Here is an 11,414-nt window from a genome sequence, read left to right on the forward strand (position 1 = left end):
GCGGCGACATCAATATCCGCAGCCGCGAGGGCAACATTACCGTCCAAGGCAGCAACATTATTTATACCACCTACTCCAAAAAAGGTTTAAAACAAGCCTATTCCGAGTACCTGACATTATTCGAATCAAAATGAGACTCTGGCACCAAACCCTCATTCCCCTGCTCCCCCGCGCCCAACTTTTAGGGCAACACCGCGAATGCGCCGCCTTACGCGGAGCAGGCTGGAACCGACCGCACGCGACGGTGAATTACGTCTTCACCCATTCTCCTCATAAGCTCTATCTGTATCACGCGCTGATTATGGAAGAAATGGAAAAACGCGGTTACAAACCCGACCCGTTGTGGAAAGACCCGCTGTACCGCGGCAAAGCGGTTGCCCCTTATCCCGCATACGATACCGAATCCGCCGATTCGCCGATTTACCACGAACACGATGATGCGTATCTGGACGAATGTCTGGAAAATTTAAAAAGCAAGGGCATCATGCTATAAATGGTTTCAGACGGCCTCCAAACCATCAGGCCGTCTGAAAACAAACAAACCGCAACCACTTAAAAAAAGAGATAAAAATGCCAAAAATTACCGTACTCCCCCACGCTTCACTCTGCCCCGAAGGCGCAGTCATCGAAGACGCGCCCGAAGGCAAAACCGTCCTCGACGTGCTGCTCGACCACGACATCGAAGTCGATCACGCCTGCGAAAAATCCTGCGCCTGCACCACCTGCCACGTCATCATCCGCAAAGGCTTCGACAGCTTGGAAGAGCCGACCGAACTGGAAGAAGACCTGCTCGACCAGGCATGGGGCTTGGAAGCCGACTCGCGCCTGAGCTGTCAGGCCGTTGTCGCCGACGAAGATTTGGTAGTGGAAATCCCCAAATACACCATCAACCACGCGCGTGAAGACCATTAAACGGCAACAGGCCGTCTGAAAACCAAAACAGTGCTTTCAGACGGCCTGACAACGCAATCCCGAAACACAACGGACAAACCATGTTTCAACACATAGGGCTGCAATAAGGCGCAGCCCTTGTGCCGCCCTGATTTGGAAAGGGTTACACCCATCCAAAATAAACCAAGGTTCCACCGCCCTGAAGGACGAGGTTTCAACCGTGAAGGAAATTCTGATGAAATGGACAGACACCCAACGCATCGCCGAAGAACTCTACGATTTGCACGGCGACAGCATCGACCCGAAAACCGTACGCTTCACCCAACTGCGCGACTTAATTATGGCGCTGCCCGATTTTGACGACGACCCCGCCCGTTGCGGCGAGCGCATCCTCGAAGCCGTACAGCAGGCATGGGTTGAGGAAACGGAATAGGCTTTAACCGCCCGAATTTGTTAAAATACGTCCCTTTTTTATTTTTCAGACGGCCTGCACAACAGGCCGTCTGAACCGTATCGGAATTCCCATGCTGCTTGATTTGAACCGCTATTCCCCCGCTGTTTTCGCCAAAGAAGCCAAAGCTTTGGCTGCCTTGGCCTGGCCGATGATGCTGGCGCAGATTGCGGCGGTGGGACTGGGTTTCGTCGATACCGTCATGGCGGGTGGAGCGGGCAAAGACGACTTGGCCGCCGTGGCGTTGGGCAGTGCGGCCTTCGCCACCGTATTCATTACCTGGATGGGCGTGATGACTGCGTTGAACCCGATTTTGTCGCAGCAGCACGGCGCGGACGAAACGGCACAGGTAGGCGAAACCGGCCGTCAGGGCCTGTGGTTTGGCCTGCTGCTTGGCTTGGCCGGCATGGTGCTTCTGCTGGCCGCGATTCCGCCTTTTTTATGGTATTTGAAACTGTCGGACAATGTGGAAAACATGCTGGCGCAATATCTGATGTTTACCGCGCCCGCCATGCCCGCCATGATGCTGCACCGCGCCCTGCACGCCTACGCCTCCAGCCTGAACCGGCCGAAACCGATTATGTGGGTTTCCTGGGCCGCACTGTTGCTGAATATCCCGCTGAACTATGTTTTCGTATACGGCAAGTTCGGCATGCCGCAATTGGGCGGCGCGGGCTGCGGCCTGGCCACTATGCTGGTCTGCTGGTTCAGCACGGTCGCATTGTGGTTGTATGTGAAAAAATCGCCCTATTTCCACCGCTTCGGCCTGCAGGGCGGCTTTTCCAAACCGGATTTGGCGACGCTCAAGCAGTTTTGGCAACTGGGCAAACCGGCCGGCCTGTCCTACTTTCTCGAAGCCAGCCTGTTTACCTTCATCATGTTTCTGATTGCCAAATTCGGCAATGATTATGTGGCGGCGCAACAAATCGTCATCAGCCTCACCGGCATTATCTACATGGTTCCCCAGGCCGTCGGAGCGGCCGTAACCGTACGCGTCGGCTACTCTATCGGCCGGCGGCAGAAACAGCGCGCGCGTTATATTTCCGGCGTCGGCATCGCCTGCGGCCTGATGCTGGCCTTATGCACCATGCTGCTGCTCTCCTTACTGCGCGCACCCTTGGCCGGAATGTACACCGAAGATGCCGCCGTTTTGCAGTTGGCGGCTTCCGTATTGCTTTTTTCCGCGCTGTTCCAACTGTTTGACTTCACCCAATGCATCGCTTCCTATGCCCTGCGCGGCCATAAAATCACCCGTGCGCCGATGCTGGTTCACGCCGCCGCATTCTGGGGCTTGGGACTGATACCGGGCTGGCTGTTGGCCAATTTGGCCGGAATGAAGATTTACGGCTTTTGGGCGGCATTGATCGTTTCCCTCGCCGCTGCCGCCGTCCTGCTCGTGTGGCTGCTTGAAAAACACAGCAGGACCATCGCCAATCATTCGAGGTCATCATGATAAACATCCAAGAAAACATTGATTTGCAAACCCTCAACACCTTCGGCCTGCCGGGACGTGCCCGCTACTTTGCCGAACTGAACGATGCAGCCGAACTGCCTGCCCTCTGCGATAGCGAAATATTCGCCAAACATCCCGTCCTTTGGCTGGGCGGCGGCAGCAACATCCTGCTCCGGGGCGACTATCCGGGGCTGGTGGTGAAAATCAACAATAAAGGCATCCGCGAAATCCGGCGTTCAGACGGCCTGGTGCTGCTGGAAGCGCAAGCAGGCGAAATCTGGCACGACTTCGTCTGCCACACCGTCGCCCTCGGCCTGAACGGCTTGGAAAACCTGAGCCTGATTCCCGGCACGGTCGGCGCGGCGCCCGTACAGAATATCGGTGCCTACGGCGTAGAAGTGAAAGACCTGATCGACACCGTCAAATGCTTCGATTTGGCCGAACGGCGGTTCGTCGAATTTTCCAACGCCGAATGCCGCTTCGCCTACCGCGACAGCCTGTTCAAACAGGAAGGCAAAGGCCGTTACGTCATTTGCGCCGTCGTATTCAAACTCTCCACCGACTTCATCCTGAAAGCCGCTTACGGCGACCTGGCAGCCGTATTGGCCGAACAATGCGGCGGACGGCAGCCGACTGCCGGCAGCGTTTCCGAAGCCGTCTGCACCATCCGCCGCAGCAAACTGCCCGACCCTAAAATTCAAGGCAATGTCGGCAGCTTCTTCAAAAACCCCGTGGTTTCCGCACACCGTGCCGCCGAACTGCTCGCCGCCCACCCAACCATGCCACACTATCCCCAGGTAGACGGAACGGTCAAACTCGCCGCCGGATGGCTGATAGACCAATGCGGCCTGAAAGGCCGACGCATCGGCAACGCGGCCGTACACGAAAAACAGGCATTGGTCATCGTCAATCTCGGACAAGCCTCCGCTGCTGACGTTTCCTCATTGGCAGACGAAATCCGAAATCAGGTTCATCAAATTTTTGCCGTCGAATTGGAAACCGAACCCAACTGGGTTTAACCGGCCGACATTTGGCCATAACGGATTACCGTTATCCCCAACCTTACCGCCCCCTGCCAAACCGTTGCCAATAAAAATACAATAGAACCTTACCGCCCCATCTTCAAAAACGGCAACAGAAAGGCCGTCTGAAAACAATTTTCAGACGGCCTCTTATATCAAGCAAGATTAACGGCTGGTAGGCTCACAGTTTTTAACGATGAAACGACCGCCCGGAGCGTTCAAACCAACCACTTCAGAAGTAGTGTGGGTGTCTCTACCGATGTAGCCGGCAGACATTACATAACCGCGTCTATTGCTGAAAGTCGTACCGGTATCGTCGGAACGTCTTCTGTCAACACGCAGGTTTGCTTTAGTGCCGGCTGCATTGACATCAGCGCCGATAGCATTGCCATTACGGTCAAATTCATACATTACATTCAGTTTTTTACCGCTGTCGCAGCGGTAAGACACATAACCGGCAGGAGCGGCAACGGCGCTGAATGAAACGGCAGCCAAAGCGGCAGCGGCAAAAGCAGGCAATAATTTCATAATTGTGTACTCCATATTCATATATTGGAAGAGTTTGCTTTTCAACCGGAAACCCAAAAGCGGTTTTCCTTCGGTTGCCTATGCAACGGGACGCATTGTAAACCTTCCAATTGAACATTCAATCGGTCAAATTGAAAATTTATGTTTATTTATTATTAACTTTATGTTTATTATGAATAATATTCTAGAAATTATACGGTTCGTACAAAAAAACTTCCTTCCCCCGACTTAAAATGCCATACTTCGACCATGAAACTCGGCAGTTTAACCATACACACCAGCAAAATTCTGCCGTTATCCCACCCAAACATGGAGGCCACATGCCTAAGTATCTTTCCTTTGCCCTCACCACCCTTCTCTCGGTCAATGCCTTTGCACAAACAGAATGGCAAAATGCTGAGTTTGAACCCGAAAACACTGTTGCCAAGCTAGCCTGTTACTATCAACAAGATTATGTTACTGCCGAAAAAATCTGGAAAAAATGGGCTGAACAAGGCAATCCCCGCGCAAAAAGCAATTTAGGCTACCTGTACCTTAGAGGCTGCACCAGTCCTTACAATCCCAACCGCCCCGAACTCAACCATATAAAGGCCATCCCTCTTCTGGAAGAAGCCGCACAAGCAGGCGTCATCCAAGCTCAATATCTGCTGGGAGACTATTTATCGGGAGACGGGCACCCCGAAAAAGAACGCCTGCGCGGCATGAAATTCTTGGAACAATCCGCAGAGCAGGGACATGAATTGGCACAAAACCAACTGGCCTACCTCTACCTCACACTCGGCAACCAAAACCACGACAAATATTACTACTGGACGCGCAAAGCCGCCGAACAAGGCAATGCCGACTCACAGCGACGGTTGGCAATCGGTTTGGACGAAGGTAAATACCTCAAACGCGACTGCAAACAAGCCGAAGGCTGGATTCGTCGGGCTGCGGAACAAAATGACGGCGAGACCTACAAACTGCTGGTTCACTGGTATCAAAACGGTTCGGCCTGCTTTAAAAAAGATGCGGCGGAAGCAGCCAAATGGCAACAAAAAGTAGATGAATATCATGAAAAATTCAGTGATGCCTTACAGAAGGAAATAAACGGAGAAACACACTGACCAGGCAACATACCCGGATGACTTTCTCCATCTCCTAGCCACTGCTCAACACAAGTTTCCTTATGATTAAGTCTATTCCTATATTACTTATTTCTATATTTTCAACAACCGTCGGCCATGCCGCTGCGGTTGACTGGACGCCGTTGTTACAATCCATGAAGCAAAGCTGTTCTCTTAATTTAGAAACCTTGCCTTATGAAAAATCCGATATCGGCAGGCTGCCTGCCAAATACCGTGCATCCGTTGTCCGTAGCCACAGTAAGCAGACAGCGTCAGATGGTGAAGCATTAACCATCGAATTGAAAAACTCTGTTGCTTTTGGGCAGCCGTTGTCAGCCTTAGTTATTGAATCTAATGAAGGATACGGCTATGTCAAAATGAAGTTTGCCCGAAATACCGATGTATCCAAGCTTATTCCCTTGTTTACAACACCAACCGATAAACGACACGGCATGTTGGCAGCAGGTAGAGCGCAGAATTTTTGTATCAAAGGTGCACACGGTACATTGAAGCAATACCAATCTTCACCGCATCACTGGCGTGCCGTTTCATCTGATGGTCCGTGGCAGGAATTCCACTACCATCCAAGAGAAAATGCTTTATCCTGCCTGCATTCTGATCATTACGGCGATGAATTGGGATGCTCGAAATAGAATCATGACTCCCCACCTGAAAATCTCCCTATGCAAGCTTGCCTTGGTCGGCGCACTGTTCTACACCAGCTACGGCCTGTCCAATCGTTACGCGGCATCGCTGGCCTATGTGCCGGAAATCGCTTTTGCGTGGGAGCGCAACATTCCGTTTTGGGCGTGGACGATTATGCCTTATTGGTCGCTGAACCTGATGTACGCTGCGGCGTTTTTCCTTTGTCGAGATACGTGTGAACAAAACCGCTATGTCGCACGGCTGTTGGCAGCGCAAATCGTCGCTACCATTTGCTTCATGCTGTTTCCGCTGCATTTCGGCTGGCCGAAGCCGCCAACCGACGGGCTGTGGGGTTGGCTTTTTGATTCGTTGGTCGCATTTGACTTGCCGTACAACCAAGCACCGTCGCTGCATATCGCGCTGTCTATCATTGTCGGCGCGTTTTATTGGACGCGGTTTCCCAAAATCCGTTTGCCGATTTTGCTGTGGCAAAGCCTGATTGCCATGCCGGTGCTGACAACTTACCAACACCATTTTATCGACGTGCCAACCGGCGCGCTGCTGGGTTGGCTGGTGTTGTGGGCAATACCGCAACACGGCGTATCGCCTTTCAGACGGCCTTTGTGTACTCAAAGCCGTCTGAAAACGAACGCAATAAGTTTCTCTAAAACGAGCGAAGCAAGTTTCTGTGAAGCCAAAACTTCCCCCGAAACACGTTCCCGCGAAATCAAAATCGCCATGCTGTATCTGGCGGGCGCGGTATTGTTGGCACTGCCGTCCTTGTTCGGTGGCGCGTGGTTGTGGACATTGTGGGTCAGCGTGTCCTTATTGATGGTCGTTTTCGCCTATCTGACCGGCAACGCGGCGGTGTTCCAAAAACAGGCAGACGGCAGGCTGTCGGCTGCGGCAACGGTTTTGCTGTTGCCTTATCTGGCGGGTGTGCGGCTGAATATGGCTTATTGGCTGTATGGAAAGGCGAAGACGGCGCGGGTTCGTGATGATGTGTTGATTGGCAGTATCTCAGGGGTTGCGAAAATTCAGCATTGTGGCGGAGTTTTTGGGAAAAAAACGGCATCTGCTGCGTTAAAAATGCTCGCAAGGTGTTCAACCTTGCTACGCTTTTTGCCTTGCATCTACCATTTTTTGCCACAAAAATCCGCTTCACAAGCTAAATCTCCGCAACCCCTGGCAATTTCAGACGGCCTACCCGCCGTATTGGACGTATGCGCCGAATATCCCCGCCCTCGCTATCACGGCGCATACCAAACTCTGCCGCTGCTGGACATGGTTGCGCCGTCTGAAAACGATTTGATGCAGGCGGCTTTGTTGCTGGAAGCATTGCGCCGGCAACACGGCAAGGTTCTGACCTGTTGCGCGCTGGGCTACGGACGCAGCGCGGCGGTAGTGCTGACTTGGCTGCTGGTTTACGGCGGCTGTCGGGATTTGGCGCAGGCAACGGCGGAACTGAAACAGGCCCGCCCGCAGATGGTGCTGCCGCCTGAAACGGCAAAGGCAGTAGAGGCAGCGGCATGCCGTCTGAAAATGTACCGCAGCCAGAATAAGGAAGCAAACTTATGACTAAAAGCTATCGCCCCGTTACGTTTTATACTTTATCCCTGCTGATTCCGTGGACATTATGGTTTGTTGCCGCCTACATTAGCCACCGCCCTGATGCTGTTGAGTACCAGTGGGCACAGGCCGCATTAGGACTGGCCGGACTGTTCGCCCCCATGCTCGTGGCAGCGTTTCTGTTGTACAAACAGCCCAAATTGTGGACGGACGCGAAACACCGCTTGTTCCGCCTGACAGGTTTTCCCAAGCGATACCTGCTCGCTGCCGCGCTGCTCGGTCCGGGGACCTTGATGCTGGCGCAACTCATTTCCATCGCTTTCGGACACAGTTGGGCGCAGTTTCACATTTCGGGACATCCGTCATTTACGTCCGCCTTGCTGTCGCCATGGTTCATGCTCCTTATTACGCCTGTTGCTGAAGAATTGGCGTGGCACAGCTATGGCACCGACGCGCTCACGGCACGCAGAAGCCTGTTTGTCGCATCCTTGCTATTTGCCGTGTATTGGGCGTTTTGGCACATGCCGCTTGCCTTCGTCAAAGGCTATTACCACAGCCAAATCGTTTCCGAAGGCGCACTCTACACGGTTAATTTCGTGGTCAGCATGTTTGTCTTCGTCCTATTGATGAACTGGTTGTACGCCAAAAGCGGACGCAGCATCGCCGTGGCGACGATATTCCACCTGTGCGCCAATCTGGGTAACGAGATTTTCGCTACCCACCCCGACAGCAAGGTTATTCAGACGGCCATTTTGTCGTTAGTAGCCATTTATATTTTGATTGCAGAAAAGAATTTGTTTTTAGATAAGCCTGTTCCATCCCGATAACAAATTCAGACGACCCTTGAACATGATATGCCCCGAATGACGGTTTCCATACCCAAAAGGAATGTGAATGGACAATTCCACTGACAGCCTGATTACCGCCCGTCTGCTTGCCACTGTACGCTATACCGCCGTGTTCAATGCCTTGTTATTCGCTTTGTCCGCACAACGCGGCGGCGTGTGGTCGGCGGTGCAGCTTGTATTAGCGGCGGTGTTGTTGTACTACCACATCCGTATCGGGTTCGACCGCCGCGTGTTCCAAGATTTTGCCGACGGCCGTTATACGTCCGAAGCCTTTGACCAAACCTTGCGGCAAACCGGCTTGCGCCGCGTTTCAGACGGCCTATCCATGCCGCAGCGTGTGTCGGGCGCGATTGCCTTGTGGCGCAAAAGCCTTTACCTGACTGCGGCGCAACTGCTCATCCTACTGATGCAGTCCGTTTGATTTTCCAAAATGTTTCGATACAAAGCCCCACCTCCCAACCACACATGATATAGTGGATTAAATTTAAATCAGGACAAGGCGACGAAGCTGCAGACAGTACAAATAGTGAAGCGGCCTGCGAAAAACTGCGCTGATTCTTGAGAAAATCCGTTTTGTTTTTTGTTGCACTATCTGCAATCTTTTTTCACTTTTTTATAAAAGCGACGTTGGCGTCGCTTTTTTATTTACCAATTGCATATGGCCAGCTCGCCGCTTGTCTTGCCGGTTTTGCTCCTGCCCACAAGCTGTAGTGGGATTTTCATGCCTGCCTTTTTGGCCCGTTCCAATTCTGCGGCAAAGGCCCGGCTGGATGCCAAGAGCGCGGCGGCCTTGTCTTTTTCCGCCTGTTCGATAATGACCTGCTGTTTGTGATAAAGTCGGCTCGCTCAAACCGCGTTCGCCGTTGTTCCGCGCATTCGCCAGCCGAATCAGCCTGGCCACATCCTCCGGCAACCTGCCCGCCGCCGCTTCCGCCACCACAAACGCCACCGCCTTCTTAATCGGCATACCCGCCAATTCATGCAGCGGCAATACATGGGCAACAATCGCACAACGCGCATGGGCCGTTTCCGTCTGCCTGTCGTCCAACCGCGCCAAACCTTCCTCACACGGTATCAAACCCAACTGCCGCATTTTCTTATTTTGCCGAAGCGGTTTTTTTACTTCTGCCGGCAACACCGGTACCTTGGCCAACAACGTCGCCGCCTGTTTTTCTCGTATGGCCGCCTGAACTTCCGGCGGCAGGGCAGCAATCAGATACTTCTTAAGTTTCCCGCCCCGAGCCTGACCGGTATCCTCCTCAAAAGGCCAATTATTTTTCTTGGCATATTTATCTACTGCCTGTCTAGTTTTTCCGGTTAATTCGGCGATTTCACCGGCAGACATACTTATCATTTCCACACGAAACCCTCGCGAATATCCGTATTTGAATATATTTTTAACTTTATTGCTTAGTCCGTTTGCTTATTCCATAGCAGCCAGATAAACTTAAGCGGATTGTTTCTTATTCTGATAACGGCTTGGCCAAATCTGCGCGGGTGTCATTTCTAAAAAATCTGCAATGATTTTTTCACCCTTTGGATAAGAGAATTGCAGCGCATTTTTTAGCGTATTCGGACTTAAACCAGAGTCCATAGAAAGTTGTTTAATCGTTTTTCCACGCTTTTGTACAGCAGCAACAATCTCGGAACGGTGCCAATCCCCATCGGTAACGTCTACTCGATTAATCATTTAATTATCCTTTTGCTAAGATTTACCACTTAGAATTATTTCTAAGTTAAGTGGATAATACTAAGCAACCAGAAAGAATGCAAGCGGTTGCTTAGTCAAAATTTAGTAAAAACTTTGTATCTTTAGCAAATAATTATTTTAAAAAGGAAAAAAGACTAAGCAACTGCTTGTAAAAAAGTTGCTTAATGGTTGCTTAATCGCAAAAAACTAAGCAACCATTTAAAAGGATAAAATATGGATACTTTTAAAGAGAGATTAGCCTATTTATGGCGTGACAATTTGAAGCCTTCCGCCATATCAAAAGCAATAGGAATGAGCCAACCCGGTTTTAGCCGGATTTGGTATGAAGGTGGCCTACCAAACGCTGAAACATTAATAAAAATCAGGGAATCAACTGGCTGCGATTTAAACTGGCTGCTGACCGGCAAAGGCTCGCCATATATAGATAATGATCAAGCCGTCGAAGTCCGTACCCATTCAGACGGCACCGCCACCGATACCCTCGGCAACCCCGTCAACTTAGACGAGTTCGTCTTTATCCCGCGCTACGATGTCTACGCCGCCGCAGGGCACGGCTATCCGGCAGAAGACGACAAGCCCTTATTCTGCATGGCATTCAGGCGTTACTGGATAGAAAACTACGTTACCCGCCAGCTTGACAAACTGTCGGTCATCGCCGTAAAGGGCGACTCGATGGAAGGCGTGCTCAACCACGGCGACAACATCCTGGTCAATCATGCCGAAACCACCCCGCGCGACGGCCTATACGTCATCCGCATCGATAACGATCTTTTTGTAAAACAAATCCAAAAGCTGCCCGGTAAACTACTCGTCAAATCGAGCAATCCTGCCTACGAACCTTTCGAGATAGACTTAAATGACGACAGCCAAAACGTAGCCATTATCGGCCGCGTCGAATGGTACGGCCGTACCGTTAATTAAAAAAACGGCGTTTGGATATACCAAACGCCGTTCTATTCGAATAAAATCAGAATCAACCCAAAACCTCATCAAAATCATGCAAAAAAGGTATCAAAGTCAAATTACTTTCTACCAACTTTAAACGAAAAGTATCAAAGCCGATTTTGCCTGAATTCTTATTCAAAATTTTGTTTCCCTTAAAAATTTCGCCTTTTTTTGCTTTATCTATAAAGGTATCAAAATAATACCTACCCCATACCGGGCGTAGCGGAATTTACGGTGCAGCGTAC

The 11,414-nt window shown here is 51.3% G+C and carries 14 protein-coding genes; 11 read left to right on the forward strand and 3 right to left on the reverse strand.

The genetic code is table 11. From position 1 onward, the window contains the following. Positions 1 to 130 precede the first annotated feature (130 nt). The 5 genes from HMPREF3107_RS09605 to murB all read left to right on the forward strand — a co-directional run bounded on the left by HMPREF3107_RS09605 (position 131) and on the right by murB (position 3,814). Positions 131 to 493 (forward strand): TIGR02328 family protein, encoded by a 363-nt coding sequence (locus tag HMPREF3107_RS09605; RefSeq protein ID WP_070455121.1) that lies wholly within the window; start codon positions 131 to 133, stop codon positions 491 to 493. A gap of 77 nt (positions 494 to 570) precedes the next feature. Then, positions 571 to 912: an ISC system 2Fe-2S type ferredoxin gene (gene fdx / locus HMPREF3107_RS09610; RefSeq protein ID WP_049248467.1), complete on the forward strand. Its 342-nt coding sequence runs from the start codon at positions 571 to 573 to the stop codon at positions 910 to 912. A 214-nt stretch (positions 913 to 1,126) separates the two neighbouring features. Then, entirely contained in the window at positions 1,127 to 1,324 is a 198-nt protein-coding gene (gene iscX, locus HMPREF3107_RS09615) for a Fe-S cluster assembly protein IscX (protein WP_070455122.1), read from the forward strand. Between the two features lie 91 nt (positions 1,325 to 1,415). After that, the gene (locus tag HMPREF3107_RS09620) at positions 1,416 to 2,795 is read left to right on the forward strand and encodes an MATE family efflux transporter (RefSeq protein ID WP_070455123.1); all 1,380 of its coding nucleotides are present in this window, start codon (positions 1,416 to 1,418) and stop codon (positions 2,793 to 2,795) included. Further along, entirely contained in the window at positions 2,792 to 3,814 is a 1,023-nt protein-coding gene (murB, locus tag HMPREF3107_RS09625) for a UDP-N-acetylmuramate dehydrogenase (RefSeq protein ID WP_070455124.1), read from the forward strand. Before HMPREF3107_RS09620 ends, murB begins: the two co-directional genes overlap by 4 nt. 168 nt (positions 3,815 to 3,982) lie before the next feature. Here murB and HMPREF3107_RS09630 read toward each other — a convergent pair whose 3' ends face one another. Further along, positions 3,983 to 4,345, reverse strand: coding sequence for an ACP-like domain-containing protein (locus tag HMPREF3107_RS09630; protein WP_070455131.1), 363 nt, complete (start codon positions 4,343 to 4,345; stop codon positions 3,983 to 3,985). Between the two features lie 320 nt (positions 4,346 to 4,665). Here HMPREF3107_RS09630 and HMPREF3107_RS09635 point away from each other — a divergent pair, with 320 nt between their 5' ends. The 5 genes from HMPREF3107_RS09635 to HMPREF3107_RS09650 all read left to right on the forward strand — a co-directional run bounded on the left by HMPREF3107_RS09635 (position 4,666) and on the right by HMPREF3107_RS09650 (position 8,934). After that, a complete protein-coding gene (locus tag HMPREF3107_RS09635; protein ID WP_070455125.1) occupies positions 4,666 to 5,451 on the forward strand; it encodes a tetratricopeptide repeat protein in 786 nt (261 codons plus the stop codon). Positions 5,452 to 5,513: 62 nt separating this feature from the next. Next, the gene (locus HMPREF3107_RS11615) at positions 5,514 to 6,104 is read left to right on the forward strand and encodes a hypothetical protein (protein ID WP_083284671.1); all 591 of its coding nucleotides are present in this window, start codon (positions 5,514 to 5,516) and stop codon (positions 6,102 to 6,104) included. A 4-nt stretch (positions 6,105 to 6,108) separates the two neighbouring features. Then, complete coding sequence (locus HMPREF3107_RS09640; protein ID WP_070455126.1) at positions 6,109 to 7,674, forward strand: phosphatase PAP2/dual specificity phosphatase family protein; 1,566 nt, start codon at positions 6,109 to 6,111, stop codon at positions 7,672 to 7,674. After that, positions 7,671 to 8,492 (forward strand): CPBP family intramembrane glutamic endopeptidase, encoded by an 822-nt coding sequence (locus HMPREF3107_RS09645; protein WP_070455127.1) that lies wholly within the window; start codon positions 7,671 to 7,673, stop codon positions 8,490 to 8,492. Before HMPREF3107_RS09640 ends, HMPREF3107_RS09645 begins: the two co-directional genes overlap by 4 nt. Positions 8,493 to 8,559: 67 nt before the next feature. After that, positions 8,560 to 8,934 (forward strand): hypothetical protein, encoded by a 375-nt coding sequence (locus tag HMPREF3107_RS09650; protein WP_070455128.1) that lies wholly within the window; start codon positions 8,560 to 8,562, stop codon positions 8,932 to 8,934. A gap of 192 nt (positions 8,935 to 9,126) precedes the next feature. Here the strand turns inward: HMPREF3107_RS09650 and HMPREF3107_RS09655 are convergent, their stop codons facing one another. Both HMPREF3107_RS09655 and HMPREF3107_RS09660 read right to left on the reverse strand, forming a co-directional pair. Beyond that, positions 9,127 to 9,858, reverse strand: coding sequence for a hypothetical protein (locus HMPREF3107_RS09655; RefSeq protein WP_246828627.1), 732 nt, complete (start codon positions 9,856 to 9,858; stop codon positions 9,127 to 9,129). A gap of 102 nt (positions 9,859 to 9,960) precedes the next feature. After that, entirely contained in the window at positions 9,961 to 10,203 is a 243-nt protein-coding gene (locus HMPREF3107_RS09660) for a helix-turn-helix domain-containing protein (RefSeq protein ID WP_070455129.1), read from the reverse strand. 234 nt (positions 10,204 to 10,437) lie between these two features. On the opposite strand from HMPREF3107_RS09660, the gene HMPREF3107_RS09665 reads away from it, so the two are divergent. Continuing rightward, complete coding sequence (locus HMPREF3107_RS09665; protein WP_070455130.1) at positions 10,438 to 11,145, forward strand: S24 family peptidase; 708 nt, start codon at positions 10,438 to 10,440, stop codon at positions 11,143 to 11,145. Positions 11,146 to 11,414: the final 269 nt, after the last annotated feature.

Origin of the sequence: Neisseria sp. HMSC31F04 (assembly GCF_001807735.1) — a bacterium.
Lineage (GTDB): Bacteria > Pseudomonadota > Gammaproteobacteria > Burkholderiales > Neisseriaceae > Neisseria > Neisseria elongata.